Below are 26812 nucleotides of genomic sequence, written 5' to 3'. Positions count from 1 at the left end.
GGGCAGGGAATCGTTTCGAGACCAGAGCGCCGAACGTGTAAAGCAAAAATAATGATCCGCTCGGCATCACGCTGACGCCGGCGATGTCGTCATACTAGGGCGCAGGACGATTTGAAACACGGCGCCCTGGGGTGAATTAGGGAAGGCCAACAAGTTTCCATCGTGAGATTCGACGATGGAACGGCAAATCGACAGACCCATCCCCATACCCTCAGGCTTAGTCGTGAACAGTGGGTTGAATATCTGATCGATATCTTGCGGCTCGATGCCTTTTCCGGTGTCCGAAACCGATACCGCTACGCCGCCATCCTCGTTCAACTCAGACCTCACGCCTAAAATGCGAGGTCCCTCCCCGACCGCGATCATTGCTTCGATGGCGTTTGTGATCAAGTTCAGGAGCACTTGCTGAAGTTGGATTCGGTCTCCCATGATCTGCAGTAGCTCTCCGCGCGATTCTATGCGAACCAAGATCCGCTGCTGCTGTAGATCACTATGTACAAGGGTCAAGGTTTCCTCGATAAGCATATTGATGTCGAGCCAGGTTCTGATCTGGGCGTCCTTCTTGAAGTTCGCCCGAATACCTTCCATCACCGCGCCCGCGCGACGACCATCCGCGACGATCTCCTTGAATTGCTCCTTCGCTTTATCGGGCTCAGGCGTCGTGCGATCAAGCCAACGCAGGCCCGTCTCCGCCCTGGTAATAATTGCAGCAAGTGGCTGTTTGATCTCGTGAGCGATCGTGGCTGCGACCGCATCGCCAGTGATCAGACGCGCGCCGCGCTCGCGACTCTGGGCCCGGACGGCACCAATCAGGCGCGCATAGACGATGGTGATCTCGTACAGCAAGACAAACAGAATGAGACTGCCGGACAGCAAGCTGCAGGTCCTGCCGGCATACCAGCCAAGGGTGAAGCGCGCCGAAACCGGAAAACTGCTTATGAGAACTTCCGTCAGGAAAACGAGCATGACCACCATCAACCAAAGATCGAGCAAGGACTTCCGCCGGACCCAAAGCAAGATAATGGCCAGAGCACTCAACAGCGCTATGATCGCTGCGGTATAGTACCACAAACCAGAAAACATTACTGCATCGATCATGAAGCTTGGCAGGTACGGCTGGAGAGCTATCAATAGATATGTCGCCGCAGATATGCTGGCTGCCGTAACAATAATGCACGAAAGGATAGCCGAACCCGCAGAGAATCTCCTCAGTCGCATCGCAGGCTCTGCATCCTTCAACAACGCATAAACAATGACGAACACGGGAAAGCCGGCGTGCCACAGGGTGTAGAGCCAGACCGTAATCTCGGAAGAACTCCCGCCCAGAAGGCCACGTGGGGCAAACACACCGGGAAACGAGAGGAGCCAGGGGATTACCACCAGCGCGGTCCAGACATAACCGCTTGAAATTACCAGAAGCGCACGCGAGCGAACTATGGAGAACTGCGTGAACAGCAAAACTGCGGTAATCGAGTCGCTCGCGAACATCGCCATGCCATAAAGAGGCACCAGGGCGTCTATTGCCGCCAGTCTGACCTGCTGTTCTCCTGTCGCCGATATGAGAAACGCCGCCAGCACGATCACCAGTGCGACGCTGAGGGCGAGTTTCTGCTGCGTCCTGCTGGGCGGCAAGTTCGAGAGAACCAGGTCTCCCTCGCGCGAAGCCATCGATATCCTCTCGGGCTGCAAATCTCAGAGCCTTCAACACCATCGGGTCTTAACCGGCACCAATCACTATTTAGCTCGTCCCAGACACTAGCCTTGTCATTCGTGGATCGACCATAGGCTCACGGAACTCTTGCAGGCAGTTCGATGATAAGTCTGGCCCCGCCAAGGGTCGATTCGTTGTCGGCCCGAATGAGCCCGTTGTGTGCTTCAATGATCGACCGCGCGATGGGTAAGCCCAGTCCCATCCCCGTTTCCTTGGTCGTAAAAAAACTGTCGAACAGGCGCGGCAGATGCTCGGCGTCGATGCCGGGGCCGCTGTCCTCGACAACGCAGCGGACCGTTTCCGCATCGATCTGCTGTGTTCGAATGACAATTTTCCTGTGCGCCTCTTCCGACGTGGTCATGGCTTGTATCGCATTGATGACAAGGTTCACGATAACCTGCTGCAATTGGGTGCGGTCGACCATCACCTTCGGCAGGTCGGATGCCAAATCGAGCGAATTCGACACATTCTTCGATTGGAATTCCTGATGCAACAAAACCGTGCATTCTTTGATGATGTCAGCGAGCGCAATCTCCGACCGCCGGGGCGCCCCCTTGCTTGCCATCGTGCGAACACGGTCGATGACGTCTGCTGCCCGTCGCGCATCATTGACGACACGCTTCAGGACTTGCTGCACCTTCTCGAAATTGGGCTCTGGCTGGTCTAGCCAGCGCAGTGCAGTCTCACCGCTTGTCAATATGGACGCAAGGGGCTGGTTTACCTCGTGCGCGATAGACGCCGTCAATGCTCCAAGGCTGACGACCCTGCTTACATGCGCCAGCTCGGAGCGGACCTTGTCGCGCGCATCTTCCGCGAGCCGACGTCGTGTGATGTCCTGAATCGCACCGAGACATTCCAGCCGGCCATCGTCGTGTCTCACCACACGCGCGCACACCCATAGATATTTGACTCGACCATCCGGCATTTTTAGCCGCAATTCATAATCCGGATTGTCAAATCCCGCACGCACCTGATCCAGGTAGACACTCGACATTCGGCGATCTTCGGGATGGGTACGCTCACGAAGCAGATCGAACGTCACAACGGTAAAGGGTTCGAGCTCCCAAGTCCGCTTCAGTTGATCTGAAAACGTGATCTCATCCGTCGCTACTTCCCATGCAAAAGTACCCGTTAGACTTATCCGTTGACCTTGCGTGAGATAGAATTCACTTCGCTTGAGCGCGGCTTCAGCCTGTGAACGCTCGATCGCGATACTGGCTAGGTGCGCAACATGCGCAATCACTTCCTGGTGATGCGGAGACGGACTACCCGGCCGTTGCTGGTACACGCAAATGGTGCCGATGATCGGCCCCTCCCGCGAGCAAATTGGCGTACTCCAAACCGCTCGAAGCCCGTGCTCCAATACATGGCTGCGACAAGGAGCCTCCATCCAGCGCGGGTCCGATTCAATGTCTTCAGTGATCACCTGCGCATTTTGACTGATTGATCGGCCGCGCGGGGAGTCATCGGCAGCAACCAATACTCCCTCGATTGGCTGGGTGTAGCCGGCTGGGAGAGAGGGCGCGACGCCGAATTCGAAGGTTTTGTTGCGGCCATCGATCGGATAAATGCCGCAGTGGCAATCCGGCGCGGCTTCCTCAAAAAACCTACACAGCGCGGCGAGCACCTCCCGAAGAGGTCGCCCCGATGCGATCAACTCCAATACGTGCTTCTCTCCCGCGAGATAAGCCTCTGCCTGCTTCTGACGTTCGACCGCTTGCGCCAAATCGCCATAGAGATAGGCGTTTTCGAGAGAGATTGCAGCTTGTAATGCCAGCAGCTTCAGTACCGTAGCTCGGCTCGACGTGAAGACGCCGGGAGTGAGATTGTTCTCAAGATAGAGCACGCCGTTTATCCTGGCTTCGTTGACAAGCGGCAGGCACATGACAGACCTTGTCCTGCGGCCACGCACATACGGATCCACGGAATGTGTCGGGTGAACCGACGCATCGTCGAGAATCACGATCTCCCGAACTCGCCTTACATATTGAACGATTGTTTCTGGAAACAGTGCTGCGGACTCCTCCGGTCGACGGACGACGATGCTATTTTCGCCGACGATCGCTTCGGCTTCCTGCCGGAGTGTATTCCCGCGCGATAAAAGCAACACGCCTCGCTCAGCGCCCGCGTGCTCGATCGCCAGGCGCATGAGCGTATCGACCAGTTTCCCTAGCACCGTCTCACCTGACAGCGCTTGCGACACCTTGACCACGGTCGCAAGATCGAGGTGATCGATCCCGGTTGCGATCGTCGCCGCGGCGGCATGTGTGGGCTCGATCTCCCGCAGATAGGGATAAAGCGTTTCCAGTTGGCGCACCTTGCCCTCGGCGCCCCACCGTCGATAGCAGGACCGGGCCTCCCGCAAATAGGTATGCGCGATCGTCTCAAATCCGCGCGAGGCGTAGAAGCCCGCTGCAAGCTCACTGGCGATCGCTTCATTGTTGACAAAACCGTTCGTGCGCGCGGACTGAATCGCGCGCTCGTACAACCTTTCGGCCTCCAGCTCACTGCCTTCAATGCGCGCGATCTCAGCGCCAACAAGTGCGGCGCGGTTCTCGAAATTTTCGGGACATCGCATCGCCCAAGCTGCAAGCTCCTTGTAGTGGGCTTCCAACGCCTTCAGCAATTCTGGTCGCTTGTCCTCCGAAGTATCCTCATATTGGGCAGCGAGCGCCAACGCTCCATAGAAGTGGAAGTCCGCCAGCACAAGGAACCCAGGTACTGTCCACAACAGTGTTTGCGCTTTTGATCTGGCGGCGACAGCGGATGGAGTGTCTATGGCATAAAATTGGCCCTGCAGTTTTCGGATCCAATACCAACAGGCCGGCATCGCAAGGCCGGGATCCGCGTCGAGATGCCGCTCGAACTGACGCTCGTCGAATTGATCGTCGTTGAACGATGATAGATCAACCGTTAGGCCCCTGAGCGCTCGGATAAGACCGAGTTGTCCGAGGATCAAGTCGGCGGCGGTGCCGAATCGAGCCTTCTGAACGAAAGCCAATCCGATCTCGGCTTCTCGCTGCACTTCGCTCAAAAGGCTTGCTGCGGCGAGATGAGTCGAAATCATGTTGGCGTAGCTATACGCCACAAAGGTGGGGTCGCCGGTTTCCTGTGCCGCGTTAAGAGCGCGGCGCAGCAAGTCGAAGTTGGTACGTACGTGCCTGGTCCAGGGATTGATGGCGTTCCCGAAGTTTAAGTAGACGCGGGCCTTGAATCGATCGAGCCCACCCTGCTCCACCAGATCGACGCCGAGCTTGCCGAAGCGGAATCCCGCGTCGTAGTTACCGAACCTCGATTGTAGGATCATGCCCAGAAAAACGTAAGCGAAGCAGGACCCGTCGGCATTACCATGCTCAAAGCTGAGATTCGCCATGCGGCCGATGGTGAGGGCAAGTAAATTCCCGTCGATGAAATTAGCTGGGGCGTGAACTGAAGTGAGCACATCGAGCGTGGCGCGATGGTCCACATCAGTCATCGGGGGCAAATTGACGAGATCCTCGACCGGACGCCGACCGAGCAATTGCCAAATCCGCTCGTATTCCTGCGCCACGGTGTCGTCAGTGGGATGGAGCGGCCACTTGATGCCAACATGTTCAAGGCACTCCAGCCCGATTTCGACCGCGCGGTCAGCCCGATCCAAGTTCGTGAACAGGTCCACCCTCAAGCACGTGACGGCAGCGCGGTCGGTGAGACTTCGGGCCCGGCGGTAAAGGGTAGCGAGGTGCTCCTGTGCCGATGCTAAATCGCCCGTGACATACTCGCACTCAGCTCGCTGAAGAGCCAACGCGAAGGCGAGCGCTTGGCAATGTCCCCAATCTTCCTCTGATAGAAGTTCGGCGCCGGCAGTAAAATACGCCAATGCCGACGCATAGGCTGCCGAACTCTTGGCTCTCCTGCCTGCCATCAGATTGAGCTCGGCGAGTTGTTCGCGCTCCCCCGGGGAATAAATCAAGTCGGCACCGCGATTGAGCTGATTGACGATCTCGAAGATGCCATCTTCAAGCGCATCGGTTGCTGTTTGCGACAGCATCAAACGCCCGATACGAAGATGCGCGGCTGCTCGCACGTGAGCAGGTATCAGCGCGTATGCCGCCTCGCGAACGCGATCATGAGCGAACGCGTAGCCATCGTTCAGGCGGACTACAAACCCCGCGCGGACGGCTTGCCAAATTTCTGCATTAGTATCTTCCTTCGATGTCGCGCGTACCATCGCCAGAGTGACGGCGTCAGTCACATGTCCCAAGCATGCAAACAGTTGCATGATTTCTTGGGTGAGGATGGGTAACAGGTTCAGCCTGCCTACCAGGAAGTCCACCACGTTGTCAGTGAAGCCCTTGGCATCTATGCGGCCCAGATCCCAGCACCATCGCGCATCAGCGTAATCGAACGCGATGAGTGCCTCATCCACCAGCGTGGTGATAAACTGAACGACAAAGAACGGATTACCCGCGGTCTTCTCAGATACTCGCGCCGCTAACTGGCCCGCTCGACCGGTCTCACAGTGGAATGAATCCATTATAAGCCGGGTCAAATCGTCAGTCCCCAGGGGAGCGAGGACGATACGTCTCGCCTCCTTTCCGCTTTGTCGGATCATTTCGAGCTTGTGCGTCAGCAGATGCGCAGGCCCGACCTCGTTGTCGCGGTAAGCACCGATCAGCAGCAGGTGGCGGACATCCGGCTGCGTCAGCAAATTCTCGATCAAATCGAGCGTAGCGGCGTCTAGCCACTGCAAATCGTCAAGGAACAATGCAAGCGGATGATCTGGTTGAGCGAAGACGCCGATGAACCGACGGAATACGAGCTGAAATCGAAGCTTCGCTTCCAGTGGCGGCAACTCCGGAACGGTTGGCTGTTCTCCGATTATGAGCCTCAATTCCGGAATGAGATCCGAAATGAGTAGGCCGTTCGGACCTAATGCTTGATGCAGGTCGTCGCGCCACTTGTCCAGCTCAGACTCAGTCTGGCTGAGGAGTTGACGAATGATGCCTTGAAAGGCTTGCGCCAACGTGGCGTACGGTATGTCGCGCTTGTACTGGTCGAACTTGCCCGACGCAAAGAAACCGCGCGGCAGTATCAGAGCCTTGTGCAGTTCGTTGACCACGACTGACTTGCCGATACCGGAATATCCCGATACTAGCACCAGCTCCGGTTCGCCTTTCACCATAACGCTATCAAATGCAGCAAGCAGAGTATCGATTTCACGCTCACGCCCATACAGTTTTTCCGGGATGAGGAGCTGGCCTGCGATATCGTGTTCGCCCAAGGGAAATGGGTCGACCCAGCGACGCGTCTCCCAGTCCGTCAGACAACGCTGAAGATCTCGTTTCAATCCAGCTGCCGTTTGGTATCGGTCTTCCGCCGCTTTCGCGAGCAGTTTGTCGACAACTGCAGATATGGCCGGCGGTAGACTTGGTACCAGATTGTCCAGGAGGGCCGGTTGTCGCGCAATATGGCAATGGATCAATTCCATCGCATCGACCGCATTGAACGGCAGGCTTCCCGTCAGCATTTGGTAGAAGGTGACGCCCAACGCATACAGATCGCTGCGCGAGTCAATCGACCGGTTCATCCTTCCCGTTTGCTCCGGTGCCATGTAGGCAAGCGTCCCGGCGATGAAACCCGGCGGTTCAGGCGGCTGCCTTTCGCGCGGGACGCGCGACGCTACCCCAAAGCCGGTGAGACGGATTTTTCCGTCGCGGCTGTTAACCAGAAGATTGGAGGGCTTTATGTCCTTGTGGACCAGACCTCGTTGGTGCATCTTACTGACAGCTGAAGTGATATCGATAGCGAGGCGCAGGAATCTCTCTGCTCCATAAGGCTCATCTAGAAGGTGGCTAAGCAACTCGCCTCCGGGATCCTCAAGTATCAGAGTAGTTTGGCCATGCTCCCGCAAAAGCTCGAGCGGCCGGAGCGCCCAATTGCGATCAAGATATTCCGCCAACGCGTATTCGCGAGTAAGCCCGTCGAAGTTGGGCGCGGTACGTTCAGAGGCGGCGAGAACGGTGATCGGTGTACTTGGATCGGTATTGGTAATTTGACGCGTGATCCTGCGCAAAAGGATGTCGCCTTCCTGCGACAAAACCTCGACTGCGCCGCGTTCCTCGGCCGCGTTGAACCACACCGTATCGCTCTCTCGTATTGAGAAAATTCTCTCAGCGTCTTGGACGGCGCTTGCTGCGAATCCGGATCCAGAGAGGCCACCAACTGCTGAACCGTGCAACGAAGAAGTCGCCCCATGGCGGCATAAAAACCTGGGATTTGCGCCCGCCCTGGTCAACTTGATGTTCTAACCTTTCACGGCTCCTTCGATGCACCCAATCAAGTCGCCTATTTCAAATGGCTTTCTGAGCAGGCACACGGCACCCGCCGCCTCGGCCTTGGCCTCCAGATTTGCGTCTGAACGCGCCGTGATCAAAACGAAGGGCGTCGTCGATCCCTGAGCGGCGAGGTGTTTCATCAGATCCAACCCGCTCATGCCGGGCATGTGAATGTCCGAAACGACGCAACTGAACGAATTGCCGCCAATAACACGAACATAGTCCTCTGCGGAGGCGTACCCGCTGGACCCATATCCGAGCGAGGACAGCGATTCCACGAGCGCTACTCGGAATGACTCGTCATCGTCGATGACTGCGATTTCGAGATATCTTGCCACAGAGCATCCATGCCCCGAATTGAATGAAGAAACGGGGAAGTGAAACTTTGCACGCGCCCCTGATGCCCAGAAATTATACAAGAGTGTTATAGCGTGCGGCATGTTGATGAAAGCACTGTTGATTATTCAAAAATTGGCCACGGTTTTCAGGCCGAATACGAGGGCGTTCCTGTTCTGGCTCATCCCGCCCGGATCGACAACATACTGAACGTTCGGACGAATCTCCAATCCGCCAAGCGGGCGATATGTGTAATACGCCTCCACGATATACTCGCTGTTCCGGACCGGCACCGGGCCAAGCCCCGCCAAATTCTGCAACGTTTCGGACCAGGCCACCCGGCTGTTCACTTGCGTCATCCCCACGGCAAACCCGATGTCGTCATCCGGCCGCGGCCGGAACAGGCCGCTATAAACCAGGCCGCCTGCAACCTGGGCGTCTGTCAGAGCGGTGCGGCGGTCGGCGACCGTGACGTTGAGGAATAGACTCAAGCCACCGCGGGGATTGACGACCGAATTGCGTGTGATCTGCTGGAGGAAATTGACGTAGGCGCCATATCGGCCTCGGCTTTGCACGAATGGCAAGCCGGTGACAACCGCCGGGCCGCCGGCGATATCGGTGACCACGTCAAGCGCTGACGAGGTATCATACCAGCCACCAAGCTTGTATCCGCCCTGCAGATCGCCGAACTTCGGCAACCACGCGAACTCGACCGGAAGCAGGACACCTGTTGATTCCGAGAAGAACGCCGGAAGTAGCGCTTGCTGGACGCCGAGATATTTGGGGTTCTGGTCGAAGGCAGCGAACTGGAAATACCCAAAGCCCAGGTTGATCTTCAGTCGGGTCGCCCATTGGCTAATCGGCCAATTGTAAATGTAGTTACTGATGATATTGCCGGCCGGCGTCCCGCAAAATGTCAGGTTCTGAAAATCACACGAGAAAGCCGAAAAATCCTCGCTGAACGGCATCCGGCCGATCTTCCACTCCAGCAAACCGTCCGCGAATTTTTGGTTATACCAGAAGCGCGTGAGGCGCGCGGTCCGACCACGACCGTAAATCTCCTGAACTTCCTGCAGTGTGCCGAGACCTGCATCGTCGCTCAAATTGCGGCCGTTACGATCGGTGAAGGTAACCTGGACGCTGCCATCTCTGAGAAGGCCCAGCCGACCAAGGTCAAGGGTCACACCGGCAACCCATTGATCCGCATAAGCGGCCTGGCGCCGGAAGCCGCCGGTTGCATTGCCGGCAATTTCGCCGACGTAACCCAACTGAAAATCCACGCCGCCGGCCTTCAATCTAGTTCGTGCACCATCCCAGTCGCCGAGCAACCAGGGCACCCCTGCCGAACTGTAATCAGTGCCGGTATTGGCAAGGTCTGCGGCCGGCGCGACTGCCGCCCAGAAGTAAATCGTCACCGCGAGCGCGATGACCGGGAAGGTACGTTGTCGCATCGCAAAATCTTCACGACGGGCTCCGGTGGACGTTCTCCCTTCGCCTGACACGCACGTGCGCCCGGCTGGCGCCCCGCCGCAATGACCCGATGATCACGACGCGATCAGCCATCGAACCATGTGCGGAAACACCGATGTGGAGAATCAGACTGAGGCGTTGAGCAAATCATACCGAAGGGTCATGCGACGGCACCCTCCCTGCCCTGTCGTGCCCCAGTGCTTGCCGGCGAGCCTCACCCACCATCATCATACGATAAGCTGATCCGCGACACCGAAACGTAGGATGGCAAAGATCCCGTCGACCGGCTTTTAATCGAACTGTGCCATGGAGAGCGAACAGGGGGAAAACATGAGAACGATCGAGAACTTCATCGCCGCGCCGAACGTGCAGGATCGGAAGCCAAAAACCTTTGCCGCGCAGGAGTTTCAGACGACGATCGTCGGGATGATGGGACATGACCTCCGGCAATCCTTGCAGGTCATTCAGGGAACGTATTCGCTGCTGCGCTCGCGCCTGGAGCAAATGCCGCAACAAGCGTGGTTGGACCGCGGAGAGCGGGCCGTCGCAAAGCTGACCGAGCAGCTCAATTGTCTGGTGGATGCCTTTTACCTGGCCGAGCGGACCAACGCGTTGGAGGTGTCCTCCGTCGGACTTGGGCCCCTGTTCTGGCGGCTCCGACACGAAAACGCAGATGCCGCTATTCAAGCAGGCATCGATCTTCGAGCCGTTCCAACGGATGCCCATGTAATGAGCAATCCGGTGCTGCTCGATTGCATCCTCCAAAATCTGGTGACCAACGCCACAAGATACACGGAGGCCGGAGGGCGCATTTTGATCGGCTGCCGCCGCAAAGGGTCCGAAATAAGGATCGATGTATACGACACGGGTATCGGCATCGCGGGAGACCAGTTGGCTCGAATCTTCGAATCCTTCACGCGTCTTGCGCCCGAACGCAGCAACGGCTTGGGTATCGGGCTCTCTATCGTCCGCCGTGCGATCGATGTACTTGGTCACCGGATCGAAGTCCGATCAGTGGTGGGGGAAGGGTCGCTGTTCTCGATCTACGCCCCTGCGGCAGCGGCGAACACAAACTAAAGTGCCGCCACAATTGGACTTTCTGGGAGTGGCCGAGCCCAGCCACGACTATACATAGGTGTGATCCCCCGTCCGTTTCCATTTGTGCTAACAAATCCGTGAAAAGACGGTGCATGGCAAACGGTATGCGGCAGGCCACAAACGAAAAGCCCCTCGTGCACGTCGTCGACGACGATGCTTCCATGCGCGGCGCACTGGAGGGTCTCTTTGACTCGGTCGGACTGCAGACCCAGACCTATGCCACCGCGAAGGACTTCCTTGCGGCAAACCTCTCGGACCGGCCTGGCTGCATTGTCCTCGATGTCAGACTCCCCGATATGAACGGTCTCGAGTTTCAAACCCGACTGGTGCAGATCGGCATCGGAATTCCGGTGGTGATGATGACCGGATACGGGGACATTCCGATGTCGGTTCACGCAATGAAGCATGGCGCCGTCGATTTCCTTCCCAAGCCGTTTCGCGATCAGGACATGCTCGATGCCGTCCTGGGCGCCATCGAGCGCGATCGACAGCGACGGGTCGTCGAGAACGACGATTCGCGACTGAAAGAGCGCTTCGAAACGCTATCGCCGCGCGAACAAGAAGTGATGTTGCTCGTCACGACCGGCAAGATGAACAAGCAGGTGGCCGGCGACCTCGGGATCAGCGAAATCACCGTCAAAATTCATCGAGGTGCGGCCATGCACAAAATGGGCGCGCGAACTTATGCCGAGCTGGTTCGGATGGCCGATGCTCTCAAACCAACCCTCCGGAAACTCGGCCGATAGCCGTATCCCCGTCAGTCCACTCCTCCGGCAATACGAACCTTTCGTTCGTACGCATTGTGGATCGCCTTTAGTGCCTCTCCGCAGGCGGAACTGGCGGTGAGCAGGCGAGGAAAGATGATCATGACGACATCGGCTCCTTCGCGGAGCTCGAAGTGGCCAATAATCCTGAATTACGCAATTGCAGTTGTCTCGGCAGCAACATGCGTCGTGTTGACTTTTGCGGTATATCCCTCGTGGGGCGCCGATCCTGCAATCTTGTTGTTTCTCTGCGCGGTCATGTTCGTGGCCTTGGCAGCAGGTCCGGGCCCGGCGGCGCTCGCTTCCGTGCTGACCCTTCTTTCTCTCCAGTATCCCCTTCTCTCACCAGACTATCCCTTCGCTCTCCAGTCCAGCGATATTCTCCGACTGGGACTGTTTATCGTGGCGTCAGTGTTTGTTGTGTTGCTGTCGGCTGCACGGAAAAGAACTTCGGCCTCGCTTCAACTGCTGCTCAACGCCCAGCAGATGATGCTCCGGGAATTGCAGGCGCAAAATGACAAGCTGCGCGTCGAAAACGCCGAACGCATCGAGACTGCAACAAGAGCGCAAGGAGCCGAGCAGGAGATTCGGCAGACCGTTGACACGGTCCCAGCACTGATCGCCCGGTACCGGGCCGACGGGTTCATGGATTTCCGCAACAAGAACTGGCGAGAATATACCGGCCTTTCGCAGGACAACTTCGGCGGCCGCCGTTGGGGAAGCGCGCTGCATCCCGACGATGAGGAAATGGTCGAACACGAGTGGCGAGAACATATCGCGACAGGAGAGCCATTCGAGCTGGAACAACGGTTGCGAAAAGCCGATGGAGAGTACAGATGGCACCGTATTCGCCGCGTACCGCTGCGTGACCAAACGGGGGAAGTGATCAAATGGTATGCTATCGCGTTCGATATCGATGACAGAAAGCGAACGGAAGATGCGCTACGACAAAGCGAAGCCGAACTCGCCAAGGCCAGACACGAGCTTCAATTGATCATCGACACAGTACCTGTACTGGTACTTCGCCATCGGGCCGACGGTATCATCGACTACGTCAATGAAGTCGGACGCACATACAGTGGACTCACGACAACGAAATGGACCACGCGCACCAGCATCATTACTCATCCCGATGACATTCCGCGACTTGAAGCCGCTTGGGATGACGCACTTGTTACAGGTGAACCGTTCGAGTCGGAAGTTCGCCTTCGAAGAGCCGATGGCGAATATCGCTGGTTTGTTACACGACGTGTGCCGCTGCGCAGGAACGGCGAGGTTATCGCCTGGTACGCGGCAACCTACGACATCGAAGATCGCAAACGGGCGGAGAGCGAGTTGATCGAGAGCGAGCGGCGGTTCCGCGATGCTCAAATGGAGCTGGCGCACGCGAGCCGTGTGGTCACCATGGGCCAGTTCACCGCCTCGATCGCCCACGAGGTCAACCAACCTCTCGCCGCCCTGCTCACGAATGCTGAAACCGCGCTGCGCTGGCTCGCCCACCAGCCACCCAATTTGGAAAAGACCAAGCCGGCGATCGAGCGTGTTATCGACGACGGCAAACGGGCCGCCGATATTTTGAGTCGAATTAGGGATTTCTCCAAGAAGGCGCCGGTGCGGATGGAGAGCTTGGAAGTCAATGAAGCAATTTTGGACGTTATGGGGCTGACGCGCGCCGCGATGTCAGACAATGGCGTCCTGGCGAAGATGCAACTGGCAAAGGAACTCCCACACATTCTGGGGGACAAAGTGCAATTGCAACAGGTGGTCCTAAATTTGATCATGAACGCCATCGAAGCGATGACCGAGGTCGGGGCGGGATCACGCGAGTTGTCGATCAGCACGAGCAAAGCTGAGTCCGACGGCGTACTCGTCGCGGTACGTGATTCCGGTCCGGGACTGCCTTCAGCGGGCCTCGCGCGTATCTTCGAGGCCTTCTACACGACCAAGTCCAGCGGTTTGGGGATGGGATTGTCGATCTGCCGCTCGATCGTCGAAGCGCATGGCGGCCGTCTCTGGGCAACGCCGAACGAACCTCACGGAGCTGTCTTTTGCATGATGCTGCCCATCGGGGAACAATCGCTTGAGAAGCTAGGCGGATAATTAATTTGCGAAATCTACCCCCTTCAATTTCCTGCAAGTCAGTAGATCGCTCCTTCGATTGGATCGAGATTGATTTATCGGTTAGTGGCTGAAAATGCACGGGCCTACAGTCGAGCCAGACGGCCCGGATCCCCGCGTCGCCGGCGCTGACAATAGCGACGTCAAAGCCGTCCTCCACAATTTCGCAGGCTGCGGTCATCGCATCATTTCAACCGTCCCCGCGCCGCGTAGCCTCAAACAGGAACCAGGTACGCCGCTCGGCTTCATCGATCCAATTTTCCAATAGACTCGCGGTAGCCACATCGCCGTACTCGTCGCAGAGGCCGTGTGTTTCGCGCATGGCTGCGGTGATCTGTCTGTTGTCGCCTCGGAGCTCGGCAAGCATGTCCATCGGCGTAACGAAATCTGCGTCGTTGTCCAGAATACGTTGCAAGCGGCCGATATGCCCGATCGAACGCAATGTCGTGCCTCCGATCTTGCGCACGCGTTCCGCGATGGCGTCGGTCGTGGCGAAGATCTTGTCACCCTGTTCATCGAGGAGAAGGTGATAATCGCGAAAGTGCGGACCGGACACGTGCCAATGAAAATTCTTGGTCTTCAGATACAAGCCGAACACATCGGCAAGCAGGATGTTCAACGCACCCGAGATCTCCCGGATCGCATCCGGCGTCAAATCCGTGAGTGTCTGGAGCGATATAGTCTTCCGCGCCTTGGCTTCTCGAATACTCATCAACTTCCTCCCTTCAGCCGATACTTCCTAAAACGTCAGAATCAGGATCAATTCCAAGACCCCGCCCTCGGGGTACGCAAATTCGCCCGCGTTTCGCGTCGAACCCGCCGCGATAAACGGTCGCCTCCAGATTCAACCGGCTCCGCTCGGCCTCACGCATGCCGGACACCATGTGACCGCTGGATAAAAGACACTCATGCGTGCTGGTGGCGTGGGTCGTCATGCAGATCGTGATATTCGAGACCGAGCGGACCGATCGCCGTCACCTGCGTGACGTATTCGCCGGACTTCGCCCAGTGGAAATGCCAGGTTTCGCCGGGCAGGACGACGACGCTTCCCGGCGGATAGGCCCTTACCTTGTCGCCATCGAAGGTCTTACCGAGCCCGATGTAGAAAACACCTGACATGACCGTGTAGATTCGATCTTCCGGGTGCCTGTGCGGCATCAGCTTCGCGCCGGCGGGCAGCTTGACCCTGACCACATAGGGACCAGGTTCGGCGGGCTGGCCAACCATGATCGCCAGACGAGCACCAACTGGAAACGCCGGGAACGGCTTCCAGTCGATGTCCTCGGGCAGGATCGCCTTGAAGTTGGCCTGATCAGGCTGATGTTTGAGGGTCATCGGCGCTCTCCTTTTCGTGACCATCGAAAGTCTGCGGTCACTGGATCAATTTCGCATCCAGTGTGACCGTCGCATTGAGAACCTTGGACACTGGACAGCTCTTCTCCGCCTCGCCGGCGAAGCGAGCAAACGCCGCGTCGTCGAGATTTGGCACCCTGCCCCGCAAGGTCAGTGCCGATCGACTGATGCGGAACCCCTTACCGTCCGCCTCGAGCGTGACGGCTGCGTCGGTACCGAGTTCCGTCGGCGTGAACCCGGCGCTCTGCAGCACGAATGCCAACGACATCGTGAAGCACCCGGCATGTGCTGCTGCGATCAGCTCCTCTGGGTTCGTCCCCTTTTCATTCTCGAAGCGGGTCTTGAAGGAATAGGCCGTCTCGGCCAGCACTCCGGATTCGCTGAAGAGGTGGCCGCTTCCGGTACGGCCGCTCCCATTCCAAACCGCTTTTGCTTTGCGAATCATGTCACTTCTCCTCGTTTGTTCTGACTGGTTCGGCTCATGCCGGCTGCTTGAGCGCGTTGGTATCGATCGGCATTTTGCGTAGCCGCTTTCCCGTGGCGGCAAAGACGGCATTGGCGATCGCGGGGACGATGCCCGACGTGCCGGCTTCGCCCATTCCACCCGGAGGCTCCGCGCTCTTGATCACGTGCACCTCGATCGCGGGCGCCTCGTTGATGCGTAAGATCTGGTAAGTGTCGAAATTGGTCTGTTCGACACGGCCGTTCTTGAGCGTGATCTCGCCATACAGCGCTGCGGTCACGCCAAAGATGACACCGCTCTGGATCTGCGCTTGCACCGTGTCGGGATTGATTACGGTGCCGCAATCCATCGCGCAGACCACGCGATGAACACGAACGGAGCCGTCCTTTGCGACCTCGACCTCGGCCACCTGGGCAAGATAGCTCCCGAACACGTTTTGCAGGGCAACGCCGCGGCCGCGCCCTTTGGGCAGTGGCGAACTCCAGCCGGCTTTTTCCGCTGCCAGATCGAGCACGGCCTTCGCTCGCGGATTGTGGTCGAGCAGCGCGCGGCGATAGACAACAGCATCCTGCCGCGCGGCCGCCGCCAGCTCATCGATAAAACTTTCGGTGACGAAGACGTTGTGAGAGGGACCGACGCTACGCCAGAACGCCGTCTGAATGCCTAGTGGTTCGGCGCGCACATATTCGACGTGGAAGTTCGGCACGGCGTAGACTAGGTCGATCGCGCCCTCCGTCGTGTCCGGATCGAGGCCATCCTTGAACGCAGGCGGCAGCCAGCGTGCCATCACCGAGGAGCCGGCGAAGCGATTTTTCCAGGCAATCGGTTTGCCGTCCTTGTCGAGGCCGGCCGCGATGCGATCGACCCAATAGGGCCGATACATGTCATGCTGGATGTCCTCTTCGCGCGTCCACACCACCTTCACGGGACCATCGACCTGCTTGCCGATCTCGACGGCGCGCACCGCACCGTCGGCCTCGAGGCGCCGACCGAAGCCGCCACCGATGAGATGATTGTGGACGATCACCTTCTCGACCGGCAGGCCGGCGGCCTTCGCCGCCATCGCCTGGACTCGCGTAATCGCCTGGGTGCCAACCCAGATCTCGCATTCACTGCCTCGGAAATGCACCGTGCAATTCATCGGCTCCATGGTGGCGTGCGCCAGGAACGGCAACTGATACCTCGCCTCGACCCTCGTCGCAGCGTTCGCCAAGGCTTCGTCGGCATTACCAATGGTCTGAGCGACCGCCCCCGCCTTAAGTGTCGCCTGCTCGAGTTCGCGTGCGACATCCTGCGTGCTCAGCCCAGCATGGGCGCCCTCGTCCCACTCGATCTTGAGTGCCTCCAAGCCCTTTTTCGCGGCGCCCATATGATCGGCCACGACGGCGACGGCATCGTCGAGGCGCACGATCTGGCTCACGCCCTTGACAGCCTTGGCTGCGGCATCATCCACGTGCTTCAACCGGCCGCCGAAAACAGGCGATTGGGCCAACGCCGCAACCCTCACACCCGGCGGGCGAGCATCCATGCCGTAGACTGCCGTGCCATTGACCTTGCCCGACGCGTCGAGTCGCTTGGTAGGCGTGCCGATCAGCTTGAACTCTTCGAGCTTCTTCAACACCACATTGGTCGGCACCGGGCCGCGTCCGGCATCTGCGGCGAGTTCGCCATATTTGAGGCGCCGCCCGCTCGATGCGTGGATGACCTCGCCTGCTTCGGCATGACAGGAGGCGACATCGACACCCCAGCGGGTGGCGGCGGCCGCGATCAGCATGACCCGCGCGTTCGCGCCCGCTTCACGCAGCGGCTTCCAGGCGCCGCGAATCGCGTTCGAATTGCCGGTCGCCTGCACGCCCAGCAGCGGATTGGCGTAGAGTTTTTCGTTCGGCGGAGCATGTTCGAGGCGAACCTGCTTCAGGCTGACTTCAAGCTCCTCCGCGATCAGCATCGGGATCGAGGTATAGGTCCCCTGCCCCATCTCGACATAGGGCATGGTCAGCACGATCTGTCCGTCGGTGCCGATACGGATGAAGGCGTTCGGTGCGAAGCTATTGGAACCGAGGGCCTTGCCTTGGCCGACTGGCAGGCTCACGCTCAGCACCAGGCCGCTGCCGGCGACGGCGCTGTTGATAAGGAAATTACGACGAGACAGATCCGCGTATGACGCGCCCGACACATTGCGATCGAAAGCCATCTTCAGCCCTCCTTCGTCTGCGATTGCGCGGCGAGCTTGATCGCCTCCCGGATGCGGACATAGGTCCCGCAGCGGCAGATGTTGCCGCTCATCGCATCGTCGATGTCCGCATCGGTCGGATGAGGTTTGTCCTTGAGCAGCGCCGAGGCGGACATGATCTGGCCGGACTGGCAGTATCCGCACTGCGCGACCTCATGCTCGAGCCAAGCCTTCTGAATCTTCGCACCCGTCGGCGTCACCCCGATCGCCTCGATAGTGGTGATCGTGGACTCGCCGACGCTGTCAATCGTCGTGATGCAGGAACGGATGGCGGAACCGTCGAGATGCACGGTGCAAGCGCCGCACAGCGCCATCCCACAGCCGAACTTCGTGCCGGTCATGCCCAACACGTCGCGCAGGACCCACAGCAGCGGCGTGTCCGCATCGACATCGACGCTGCGCGGGGTTCCGTTGATATTGATGGTAAAGCCCATGATACACCTCCTTGTGTTCCGGACAGGGCCGGCACCACTCATCGTCGCGCCGGGTCGCTCACTCCCTGACCGCCGCTCCGACATCGACGTCGCGTTCGTCGAACACCTCAGCGATCCTCTCAGCCGCCGAGTTGTCCGACATGGAAACCCAGTCGATTCTCGACGTCGCCGGCGCGGTGGAAGCCGCGCGCCATCAGCGCCTTGATCCTGTTCTGGCTCGCGGGACGGCCGAGGGAGGCCAAGAACGCGTCCCACTCAGGCCGAATTTCCAGATCCGCCGGCAGGCTCGCGACGTCGACGAGACGCTTGGTCTCGGCGATGGCCTCCTTGTCGAACGACGCAATGCGCATCGCGAGCGCTTCGACGAACCCGTCGAGTTCGGCGTCCGGCAGCGACCGGTTGACGTAGCCGTACCGTTCGGCGAGGTCGCCGGGGATATCATCGGCGCCGAGCAACACTTCGAGCGCCCGGCCTCTGCCCATCAGCCGCGGCAATCGCGCCATCGGTCCGCCGCCTGGCACCAGGCCGGCGCCGACTTCCCATTGTGACAAAATGGCCTTCTCGCGGCTGGCAAACCGCATGTCGCTTGCAAGCGCGACCTCGCTGCCGACACCGGTCGCTCGCCCCCGAATCGAGGCGATGGATACGACCGGCGCCCGGCTGAGCCGCACCAGCATGTCCGGCAGGGCTTGCAAGCCCGTCGGTCCTGCCGGGATCTTCGCCGATTCTTCGAGGGGCGCCAGGAAATCGTAATGCGTGATGAAGAATCCCTCGACGGCACTGTCGAACACGACGACCTTGACCTCCGGGTCGGTCTCGATTGCGGTGATGACGTCGTTGAGTAGAGGAAGATGCTTCGGGCCGAAGATGTTCACCGGCGGCATGTCGAAGGTGACGCGCCAGTATGATGGCAGGCGGCGCTCCAACTGGATTTGCTCAGTGGTAAACGCTCGTTCCGGACGGTTCATGATGTGGACTCCTGATGTGTGTTTGGAGGAAGAGGCGCGCGCTTACGCGCGAGCGGGGTCATCTCAGATCGACTGGCGCAGCGGCTTGAATGCCGCCCGCATCTCGGCGCAAAACAGCGCCGATTGCTCCCAAGCCGCGAAATGCCCACCCTTGTCGAGCTTGTTGTAATGGATGAGCTTGGGGTACGCCCGCTCTGCCCAGCTGCGCGGGGCTGCATAGATTTCGTCGGGGAAGGCGCTCACAGCGACGGGAATCGTGACACCCCTGACGTCGAAGAAGCCTCCCCCCGTCGAAATCTGCGTGGTGTCCCAGTAGAGACGCGCCGAAGAGATCGCGGTGTTGGTCAGCCAGTAGAGTGTGACGTTGTCGAGCACGTCATCCCGGGTCAGCCCCTCGGTCTTTCCATCGAAGACGCGCGAGATCATGCCGTAACTCCGGATGTCGTGATCCAGCATCCACGCGGCAAGGCCGACCGGCGAATCTACGATTCCATACAGCGTCTGCGGCCGGTTCGACATTTCCTGGGCGTAGGCCAAGCCGTGCCTGTAGAAGTCATCGAGCTGGTCCCACGCATGTTTTTCATCGGCGGCAAGCCCGGCGGGGGGCGGACCCCCAGCCGAAAGCGCTTTTGAAACATCGGCTGGAACCGTGGCCGCCATGTTGGTGTGAATACCGAGCAGTCCCTGAGGCTGCTGCAGCGCCATCACTTCGGAGACGGCATTGCCCCAGTCCCCGCCCTGCGCCACGTAACGCGTGTAGCCCAGGCGTTGCATCAAGGTTGCCCATGCACGGGCAATGCTGACCGGGGTCCACCCGGGCGCCGTCGGCTTGCCGGAAAAGCCGTGGCCCGGTAGCGAGGGGATCACCAGATGGAAAGCGTCCGCTGCGCTGGCGCTGTGCGCCGTCGGATTGGTCAGGGGATCGATGATTTTCATCTGCTCGATGACCGAGCCGGGCCAGCCGTGGGTCACGATCATCGGCAGCGCATTGTCATGCTTCGAGCGGACGTGAATGAAATGGATGTCGAGTCCGTCGATCTCGGTGACGAACTGCGGCAAGGCCTTGAGCCGCGCTTCCACCTTCCGCCAGTCGTAATCCGTCCGCCAATACTGCGCGAGCTGCTGAATGGTCCTCAGCTGCACGCCCTGGGACGGATCGGCGACGGTTTCGCGGTCCGGCCAGCGGGTCATCATCAAACGTTCGCGGAGGTTGACCAGCCCCTCCTTAGCGATGTCGATGTGGAAAGGACGAATAGCCCCACTTTCCGCGGCCGGCGCCGGACGCGCGGAGAACAGGCCGGCTGCACTTGCGGCCGCGATGCCCATTGCGGCCGTGCCGAGGAACTGGCGGCGATCCTGACAATTCTCGACGTCGGCGGTCGCCTGGTTCGGTGGATAAGGGAGATGTACCATGTCACTTGCTCCTGATGCAGCTTGTTGGATCAGCTCTTGCTGACGTCGATGATGGCTTGAGCAAAGGCTTCTGGTGCCTCCTGAGGCAGATTGTGACCGACGCCGCCCTTCACGAGGCGATGCAGATATTTGCCGGCAAATTTTTTGGCGTAAGCGGCGGGGTCCGGATGTGGCGCACCGTTCTCGTCGCCTTCCAGGGTGATGGTCGGCACGCCGACCTGCGGCGCGGCAGCCAGCTTCGCTTCCAGCTCGTCCAAGTCTGGATCGCCTTGGGCCAATCCGAGGCGCCATCGATAGTTATGGATTACGATATCGACGTGGTCAGGATTGTCGAAAGATGCCGCGCTACGAGCGAACGTCGCGTCGTCAAACTGCCATTTCGGTGACGCAAGCTTCCAGATCAACTCGGCGAACTCTCGCCGGTATTTGGAATACCCCTCACGGCCACGTTCCGTCGCAAAATAATACTGGTACCACCACTGAAGCTCGGCCTTCGGAGGCAGCGGCATCTTCCCTGCTTCCTGGCTCCCAATGAGGTAACCGCTAACGGACACGAGGCCCTTGATGCGATCCGGCCAAAGTGCGGCAACGATATCGGCGGTGCGGGCTCCCCAATCGAAGCCGGCGACGGTTGCCTTCTTGATATTGAGTGCGTCCATCAAGGCAATCGTATCGACGGCCAAGGCAGACGGCTGTCCCGTCCTCGCGGTTCCGCTCGACAGGAAATTCGTCGAGCCGTAGCCCCGCGCATAGGGAACAATCACTCGAAAACCCGCTGACGCGAGGCGCGGAGTGACCTTACCAAAGCTGTGAATGTCATAAGGCCAGCCATGCAATAAAATGACCGCCGGTCCGTCGATGGGACCTGCTTCGACGTATCCGACGTCGAGCACACCGGCATCGATTTGTTTCAACGACGAAAACGAACCGGCTCCCTCGGATTGCGCCAGCTGGATGGTTCCGTCGAGGGTCAGCCCTGCGTTGGCAACCCGAACCGGCAGCAGTTGCGTCGTCGCCAACGCGCCGGCGGCGACCTCAAGAAATCGCCGTCGACCGAGGATCCCGTTTTTCCCAATCATGTGCGTTACCCTCTCATTTCGCCCGCTGCTATCGCCGCGTTGGCGTGAGGCACGAGCGGCGTCGGACGGAAACATGTCCGTCCACGCTCGTCCGAGCCATTCAACGTTGGGAAGATTTCACTCACATCAACGTATGAGTGATTGGCGCTCAACGTATGAGTGAGTGACGCGGCGTTAGTCCGCTAAGAACACCCTCACTCGTTTTTCGCAAGTTTCCCGAGATCCACCTCGATAATAAGGCGCGACGGAACGAGATGCGCCGGCACATCGCCTCGTAGTGCCAGACGCGCTTCATTCAGTGACCGCAACGAAGGAGACAATCATGAAAGTGCTGATGGTGATCACATCCCACGACCAACTGGGTAACACCGGGCGAAAAACCGGCTTCTGGCTCGAAGAACTTGCCGCTCCCTACTACGCTTTCAAGGACGTCGGCGTCGAGGTAACACTGGCATCGCCGAAGGGCGGCAGACCGCCGCTTGATCCAAAGAGCAATGAACCGGAAAACCGCACCGAGCTGACGCTCCGATTCGAACAGGACGAGGACGCGCAAGCCGATCTCGACAAGACCGTTCGCCTAGACACCGTCAGGCAAGAAGACTTCGACACCGTCTTTTACCCGGGCGGCCACGGTCCAATGTGGGATCTCGCCGAAGACAAGGACTCCATCAAACTGATCGAGTCCTTCATCGCGGCCGGCAAGACAATCGCTGTCGTATGTCATTCCACGGGCGCTCTGCGTCATGTCAAGACGCCCGACGGCAAGCTCCTGGTGCAGGACAAGGAAGTTACCGGCTTCACCAATGGCGAGGAAGAAGGGGTCGGCCTCACCAAGATCGTACCTTTCCTTGTCGAAGATGAGATGCTGAAACTGGGCGCGATCTTTTCGAAGAAGGTGAACTGGGCGCCACACGTCGTCAGCGACGGCTTGCTGATCACGGGACAAAACCCGCATTCGTCAGGTGCGGCGGCGAATACGCTGATGGCGGCGGTGAAGCAAAGGACCAAGCCAGCTGTCACGGCGCGCACTTCGTAAATCGCGATAACAACCGGTCGTAGTGACGGGTCGCCTGCGAGCGGCACGTTTGATTGGAGCTTCACCACGGCGCCCGTCACGCGACTACTGCACCTGGAGCGGCTCGGCTCGCCGGCGGCTCCGTCAGAGAGTCTGAGGCTTCAAGGGAGTACGTTCGATGTCGCACCACTATTCCGGACCGAATGTGGGGTTCCCTCGTGGGGACGCGCGCTTGGACTTGACCGACCTGTACGCATTCCCCTCACCTGTGGATGCGAGCAGATCAGTACTCATCATGAACGTCCATCCTTCCTTCAGCCTGCTTTCGCCGGCGCCGACCACGCCCGAGCCTTTCGCCGCTGACGCGATCTATGAATTCAAGATCGACACTAACGGGGATGCGGTGGCGGACATTGCGTACCGCATATGTTTCTCAGCATTTGCAAACGGAAAGCAAACCGCGATCTTGCGTCGGGTCGAGGGCGCGGAGGCCGCCGAGACCAGTGAGGAGGGCGAGCTCATTGAAGAGTGGCCGGTCTCGATGGATAGAGAGGCGCTCGTGGTGGAAGCCGATGACCATCGATTCTTTGCCGGCTGGCGGAGCGATCCGTTCTTTTTTGATCCAATCGGTGCCATGAACGATTTCCACTTCAACGGCAGAGACAACTTTGTCGACAAGGACGTGTGCAGTATCGTCCTCGAGTTGCCGCGCTCGGCTCTCGGAGCCAAACCGTTCGGTGTCTGGGCGCGGACGGTTGATCGCGCCAACGGCACCTGGATTCAAGCCGACCGCGGTGCCAAGCCGTCGCAGTCCATTTTCTTGACCGGCGACGCCAGTGGCGACTATCAGGCGTCGGAGCCTGCCGGGGACAGTCGCTTCATTCCGATTTTTGCACATTCGCTGGAGCATACGGGAGACTACGCTCCAGTCGATGCGCTGCGCTTGGCCGCAACACTGCTGCCCGACATCCTGCATTTCGATCCCGCACTTCCCGCCTCGTATCCGGGCAACGGCCGGGCGCTTACCGACGACGTCCTCGATCACTTCCTTTCGCTGCTGACCAACGGAAGAGTGAAATCTGACGGTGTGGGCCCGCATCGAGATTTGCTTGCCGAATTTCCCTATCTGGGCCCACCGCACACGGCCGCCGCCGAACGATTCAACGCGTACGAAGCACTGCATGGAGGCTCCAATGCACGCAAAGACTGAGAAAGCGCAGATCCGTCTCGCCCGTTCGTCACCGAGCTACTGGCGGGTCACGTTCGATAATCCTCCGTTGAACGTCATGGGCCCGGAACTCGTTCGCGAGTTTGGAGAGATCATCACCACCGTTGAGGCGGACAGGGATGTCAGGGTGCTGGTGTTCGAAAGTGCGGTTGGCGGATTTTTCCTCAATCACAGCGATTTCAACGCCGACTTCAAGGAACTGACCGGCATGCCTCAAGGGCCGACGGGACTTGAAGCGTGGCCGGACGTCCTGGTCCGCATCACGCACCTTCCCGTCGTGTCGATCGCCTTGATCCGCGGACGCGCCACCGGAAACGGAAGCGAGCTTGCTCTGGCCTGCGACATGAGCTTTGCGAGTCGCGAGAAGGCGCTGCTGTCGCAGTGGGAAGTGGGGGTTGGCCTCGTCGCCGGCGGAGGGCCGATGGCGCGTCTGCCGCGGCAGATGGGCAGGCAAAGAGCCTTGGAGGTGCTGCTGAGCTCCAATGACATCGGAGGCGATCTGGCTGAAGCTTATGGCTATGTGAACCGGTCGCTGCCGGACGCCGAACTCGATGAATTCGTCGATGCCCTGGCGCGGCGCATCGCGTCGTTTGACAAATGGGCGATCGCAAACACGAAACGCCTCGTGAATGCCGCCAGCCTGCCGCCGGACGTCGAGATCGCTGCCGGCTGGGACACGTGCATGGCCTCGATCCCTCGACCGGCTGCGCAGGGCAGGATCAAAGCTTTGTTCGAGCAGGGATTCCATAAGCCCGGGGACGCAGAAGATCGCCTGGGAATCTATGTGGGGCGGCTCGGGCACAGAGGCTGACGAACTCGAAGAGCCCGAAGCTAGATTTTCCCTTCCGCGCAACACTGATCAGAAAGGACACTGTCATGGATTTACTCGCCTTCGCAAAGGACATCGCCGACCGCGTCGAAGCGCAGTCGGCCCGCACCAAGGTTCCGGTTGCCGTTAGTGTCATCGATGTTCACGGCAACGTCCTTCTCCAGCACCGCATGAGCGGAGCGCCGCTGTTCTCGATCGAGATATCGGAGCGGAAGGCCTACACATCCGCGCTGGTGGGACTGCGAACGGCCGATCTGTCACCGCTGGTGCAGCCCGGACAGGATCTCTTCCCGCTGATGGGCCTGTCCGGCGGAACGTATTGTTCGATGGGCGGCGGAGCGCCGCTCACCCGCGAGGGCCAGTTGGTCGCGGGTGTCGGCGTCAGCGGTGGCACCGTCGAGCAGGACGTCGCGATCCTTGAAGCCGCGCTCCGGGAACCGGCGGCCACGCGCAAGACCGACATGAAACTCGAAGTTGTCATCATCCCCGTCGCGGACGCCGATCGCGCCAAGCGTTTCTATGACGATCTCGGTTGGCGGCTCGACATCGACTATTCCGCCGGCGACAATTACCGCGCGATCCAGCTCACGCCGCCCGGTTCCGGGTGCTCGATCATGTTCGGCAAGAATGTGAGCACAGCTGCGCCCGGCTCGGTGAAGGGGCTGCATTTGATCGTTTCCGACATCCAGGCCACCCGCGAGGACCTGCTTCGCCGTGGCATCGCGGTGAGCGAGCTATTCCACGACACCGGCGGCATATTTCACCATGCCGAAGGAAAAAGTCTGCTCAGCGGCCCAAATCCGCAACGAAAGAGCTACGCTTCTTACGCCTCGTTCAGCGACCCGGACGGCAACGGCTGGGTGTTGCAGGAAATCACCGCACGATTGACCGGACACATCGAGGACAGCGACACAAGTTTCACGCCTGAACTCACGAGTGTGGTTCGACATGCGGCAGCCGGCAATGGAGCTACGCTGTGAATACATCGGCCCTGCTTGCCCTCTCGGCCGCATTGACCTGCATGAGCACCAACGCACCGGCGCAAAACATGACATCCAGCCGACAGTCGATTTCCTATCAGAGCGTCGAGATCCAGGGCCTTGATATCTTCTACCGGGAAGCGGGGCCGGCCAACGCACCGACCGTACTGTTGCTGCACGGCTTTCCTTCGTCATCGCGGATGTGGGAACCTTTGCTTCCCCTCCTGGCCGACAACTATCATCTCATCGCCCCCGACTATCCCGGCTTCGGCCATAGCAGCGCACCCTCCCTGTCAAGCTTCGAATACACCTTTGATAATCTCGCAAGCGTGATGGATGAACTCACGACCAAACTCGGCATTACGAACTACGTCCTGTTCATGCAGGACTATGGCGGCCCCGTTGGCTTCCGCATGGCGCTCGCCCGCCCGGAACGCGTCCGCGCCCTTATCATCCAGAACGCGGTTGCGCACGAACAGGGCCTGAGCCCGCTCTGGGAAGCACGGCGGAAGTATTGGGCGGATCCGGCCCACGAGCTTGCGAACCTCAAGGCCAACTTCACGTCCTTTGAGGCGACGCGCCGGCGGCATATCGGATCGAGCCCTCATCCCGATCGTTACGATCCGGATACGTGGACCGACGAGTACTCCTTTCTTACCCGTCCGGGCCAGGCCGATATTCAGACCACGCTGTTTCTGGATTACCGGACCAACGTCGCCTCCTATCCGCGCTGGCAAAACTGGCTTCGCGAGGTGCAGCCGCCGACCTTGGTAGTTTGGGGGAAATTCGACCCCTCCTTCACCGTTGCTGGCGCGACTGCTTATGCCGGCGATGTGCCGAAGGCGGAAATCCATATTCTAAAAGCGGGACATTTCGCACTGGACGAAGCTACTGACCAGATTGCGTCTCTGGTCCGCAACTTTCTCGAACGCCTGTAGCTCCACAAAAAACATCGTTGATTCTATGGTGCCGCAAACAAGTGAGGTCCGGGCAGACTTTCCTC

General features: G+C 59.2%; 20 protein-coding genes. 8 read left to right on the top strand and 12 right to left on the bottom strand.

Annotated elements, in window-relative coordinates; all coding sequences use genetic code 11:
- Positions 1 to 66 precede the first annotated feature (66 nt).
- The 4 genes from IVB01_RS09575 to IVB01_RS09560 all read right to left on the bottom strand — a co-directional run bounded on the left by IVB01_RS09575 (position 67) and on the right by IVB01_RS09560 (position 9815).
- Entirely contained in the window at positions 67 to 1668 is a 1602-nt protein-coding gene (locus IVB01_RS09575) for an MASE4 domain-containing protein (protein ID WP_247494459.1), read from the bottom strand.
- A 119-nt stretch (positions 1669 to 1787) separates the two neighbouring features.
- Positions 1788 to 7832: an ATP-binding sensor histidine kinase gene (locus IVB01_RS09570; protein WP_247494458.1), complete on the bottom strand. Its 6045-nt coding sequence runs from the start codon at positions 7830 to 7832 to the stop codon at positions 1788 to 1790.
- A gap of 165 nt (positions 7833 to 7997) precedes the next feature.
- The gene (locus tag IVB01_RS09565; RefSeq protein WP_247494457.1) at positions 7998 to 8366 is read right to left on the bottom strand and encodes a response regulator; all 369 of its coding nucleotides are present in this window, start codon (positions 8364 to 8366) and stop codon (positions 7998 to 8000) included.
- A gap of 126 nt (positions 8367 to 8492) precedes the next feature.
- Positions 8493 to 9815, bottom strand: a complete 1323-nt coding sequence (locus tag IVB01_RS09560) for a carbohydrate porin (RefSeq protein ID WP_247494456.1) — start codon at positions 9813 to 9815, stop codon at positions 8493 to 8495.
- Between the two features lie 349 nt (positions 9816 to 10164).
- Between IVB01_RS09560 and IVB01_RS09555 the strand changes: the two genes are divergently transcribed.
- The 3 genes from IVB01_RS09555 (at position 10165) to IVB01_RS09545 (ending at position 13796) form a co-directional block, all read left to right on the top strand.
- Positions 10165 to 10911, top strand: a complete 747-nt coding sequence (locus IVB01_RS09555; RefSeq protein WP_247494455.1) for a HAMP domain-containing sensor histidine kinase — start codon at positions 10165 to 10167, stop codon at positions 10909 to 10911.
- Between the two features lie 113 nt (positions 10912 to 11024).
- Positions 11025 to 11678 (top strand): response regulator transcription factor, encoded by a 654-nt coding sequence (locus IVB01_RS09550; protein ID WP_247494454.1) that lies wholly within the window; start codon positions 11025 to 11027, stop codon positions 11676 to 11678.
- A 114-nt stretch (positions 11679 to 11792) separates the two neighbouring features.
- The gene (locus IVB01_RS09545; RefSeq protein WP_247494453.1) at positions 11793 to 13796 is read left to right on the top strand and encodes a PAS domain-containing protein; all 2004 of its coding nucleotides are present in this window, start codon (positions 11793 to 11795) and stop codon (positions 13794 to 13796) included.
- Between the two features lie 208 nt (positions 13797 to 14004).
- Here the strand turns inward: IVB01_RS09545 and IVB01_RS09540 are convergent, their stop codons facing one another.
- From IVB01_RS09540 to IVB01_RS09505, 8 genes are all read right to left on the bottom strand, one after another.
- Positions 14005 to 14526 (bottom strand): DNA starvation/stationary phase protection protein, encoded by a 522-nt coding sequence (locus IVB01_RS09540; RefSeq protein WP_247494452.1) that lies wholly within the window; start codon positions 14524 to 14526, stop codon positions 14005 to 14007.
- 194 nt (positions 14527 to 14720) lie between these two features.
- Positions 14721 to 15149: a cupin domain-containing protein gene (locus IVB01_RS09535; RefSeq protein ID WP_247494451.1), complete on the bottom strand. Its 429-nt coding sequence runs from the start codon at positions 15147 to 15149 to the stop codon at positions 14721 to 14723.
- Between the two features lie 37 nt (positions 15150 to 15186).
- The gene (locus IVB01_RS09530; protein WP_247494450.1) at positions 15187 to 15612 is read right to left on the bottom strand and encodes an OsmC family protein; all 426 of its coding nucleotides are present in this window, start codon (positions 15610 to 15612) and stop codon (positions 15187 to 15189) included.
- 34 nt (positions 15613 to 15646) lie between these two features.
- Positions 15647 to 17824: a xanthine dehydrogenase family protein molybdopterin-binding subunit gene (locus IVB01_RS09525; protein ID WP_247494449.1), complete on the bottom strand. Its 2178-nt coding sequence runs from the start codon at positions 17822 to 17824 to the stop codon at positions 15647 to 15649.
- A 2-nt stretch (positions 17825 to 17826) separates the two neighbouring features.
- Positions 17827 to 18297: a (2Fe-2S)-binding protein gene (locus IVB01_RS09520; protein ID WP_247494448.1), complete on the bottom strand. Its 471-nt coding sequence runs from the start codon at positions 18295 to 18297 to the stop codon at positions 17827 to 17829.
- A 119-nt stretch (positions 18298 to 18416) separates the two neighbouring features.
- On the bottom strand, positions 18417 to 19265 hold the full coding sequence (locus IVB01_RS09515) for an enoyl-CoA hydratase/isomerase family protein (protein WP_247494447.1): 849 nt from the start codon (positions 19263 to 19265) through the stop codon (positions 18417 to 18419).
- Between the two features lie 63 nt (positions 19266 to 19328).
- A complete protein-coding gene (locus IVB01_RS09510) occupies positions 19329 to 20678 on the bottom strand; it encodes an epoxide hydrolase (protein WP_247494446.1) in 1350 nt (449 codons plus the stop codon).
- Positions 20679 to 20707: 29 nt separating this feature from the next.
- Complete coding sequence (locus IVB01_RS09505) at positions 20708 to 21757, bottom strand: alpha/beta hydrolase (protein ID WP_247494445.1); 1050 nt, start codon at positions 21755 to 21757, stop codon at positions 20708 to 20710.
- A 322-nt stretch (positions 21758 to 22079) separates the two neighbouring features.
- On the opposite strand from IVB01_RS09505, the gene IVB01_RS09500 reads away from it, so the two are divergent.
- The 5 genes from IVB01_RS09500 to IVB01_RS09480 all read left to right on the top strand — a co-directional run bounded on the left by IVB01_RS09500 (position 22080) and on the right by IVB01_RS09480 (position 26747).
- Entirely contained in the window at positions 22080 to 22793 is a 714-nt protein-coding gene (locus IVB01_RS09500; protein WP_247494444.1) for a type 1 glutamine amidotransferase domain-containing protein, read from the top strand.
- Between the two features lie 157 nt (positions 22794 to 22950).
- Positions 22951 to 23982, top strand: coding sequence for a DUF4331 family protein (locus tag IVB01_RS09495; RefSeq protein WP_256464835.1), 1032 nt, complete (start codon positions 22951 to 22953; stop codon positions 23980 to 23982).
- Positions 23954 to 24811 carry an enoyl-CoA hydratase/isomerase family protein gene (locus IVB01_RS09490; protein WP_247494442.1) on the top strand — a complete coding sequence of 286 codons (858 nt, stop codon included), beginning with the start codon at positions 23954 to 23956 and terminating at the stop codon, positions 24809 to 24811. The genes IVB01_RS09495 and IVB01_RS09490 overlap by 29 nt, the downstream gene beginning before the upstream one ends.
- 65 nt (positions 24812 to 24876) lie before the next feature.
- Positions 24877 to 25809: a heme-binding protein gene (locus tag IVB01_RS09485; protein ID WP_247494441.1), complete on the top strand. Its 933-nt coding sequence runs from the start codon at positions 24877 to 24879 to the stop codon at positions 25807 to 25809.
- Complete coding sequence (locus IVB01_RS09480; RefSeq protein ID WP_247494440.1) at positions 25806 to 26747, top strand: alpha/beta hydrolase; 942 nt, start codon at positions 25806 to 25808, stop codon at positions 26745 to 26747. Before IVB01_RS09485 ends, IVB01_RS09480 begins: the two co-directional genes overlap by 4 nt.
- Positions 26748 to 26812 lie beyond the last annotated feature (65 nt).

Origin of the sequence: Bradyrhizobium sp. 164 (assembly GCF_023073715.1) — a bacterium.
Taxonomy (GTDB): domain Bacteria; phylum Pseudomonadota; class Alphaproteobacteria; order Rhizobiales; family Xanthobacteraceae; genus Bradyrhizobium.
The sequence above is the reverse complement of the archived record's forward strand: the minus strand, read 5'-3'. Positions and strand labels throughout refer to the sequence as shown.

Bases quoted from the DNA above. Each gene is read 5' to 3' on its own strand.
- IVB01_RS09575 (WP_247494459.1), bottom strand. From the start codon at position 1,668: ATGGCTTCGCGCGAGGGAGACCTGGTTCTCTCGAACTTGCCGCCCAGC.
- IVB01_RS09505 (WP_247494445.1), bottom strand. From the start codon at position 21,757: ATGATTGGGAAAAACGGGATCCTCGGTCGACGGCGATTTCTTGAGGTC.
- IVB01_RS09545 (WP_247494453.1), top strand. From the start codon at position 11,793: ATGATCATGACGACATCGGCTCCTTCGCGGAGCTCGAAGTGGCCAATA.
- IVB01_RS09485 (WP_247494441.1), top strand. From the start codon at position 24,877: ATGGATTTACTCGCCTTCGCAAAGGACATCGCCGACCGCGTCGAAGCG.
- IVB01_RS09520 (WP_247494448.1), bottom strand. From the start codon at position 18,297: ATGGGCTTTACCATCAATATCAACGGAACCCCGCGCAGCGTCGATGTC.
- IVB01_RS09490 (WP_247494442.1), top strand. From the start codon at position 23,954: ATGGAGGCTCCAATGCACGCAAAGACTGAGAAAGCGCAGATCCGTCTC.
- IVB01_RS09525 (WP_247494449.1), bottom strand. From the start codon at position 17,824: ATGGCTTTCGATCGCAATGTGTCGGGCGCGTCATACGCGGATCTGTCT.
- IVB01_RS09560 (WP_247494456.1), bottom strand. From the start codon at position 9,815: ATGCGACAACGTACCTTCCCGGTCATCGCGCTCGCGGTGACGATTTAC.
- IVB01_RS09500 (WP_247494444.1), top strand. From the start codon at position 22,080: ATGAAAGTGCTGATGGTGATCACATCCCACGACCAACTGGGTAACACC.
- IVB01_RS09515 (WP_247494447.1), bottom strand. From the start codon at position 19,265: ATGAACCGTCCGGAACGAGCGTTTACCACTGAGCAAATCCAGTTGGAG.
- IVB01_RS09530 (WP_247494450.1), bottom strand. From the start codon at position 15,612: ATGATTCGCAAAGCAAAAGCGGTTTGGAATGGGAGCGGCCGTACCGGA.
- IVB01_RS09555 (WP_247494455.1), top strand. From the start codon at position 10,165: ATGAGAACGATCGAGAACTTCATCGCCGCGCCGAACGTGCAGGATCGG.
- IVB01_RS09495 (WP_256464835.1), top strand. From the start codon at position 22,951: ATGTCGCACCACTATTCCGGACCGAATGTGGGGTTCCCTCGTGGGGAC.
- IVB01_RS09540 (WP_247494452.1), bottom strand. From the start codon at position 14,526: ATGAGTATTCGAGAAGCCAAGGCGCGGAAGACTATATCGCTCCAGACA.
- IVB01_RS09535 (WP_247494451.1), bottom strand. From the start codon at position 15,149: ATGACCCTCAAACATCAGCCTGATCAGGCCAACTTCAAGGCGATCCTG.
- IVB01_RS09510 (WP_247494446.1), bottom strand. From the start codon at position 20,678: ATGGTACATCTCCCTTATCCACCGAACCAGGCGACCGCCGACGTCGAG.
- IVB01_RS09550 (WP_247494454.1), top strand. From the start codon at position 11,025: ATGGCAAACGGTATGCGGCAGGCCACAAACGAAAAGCCCCTCGTGCAC.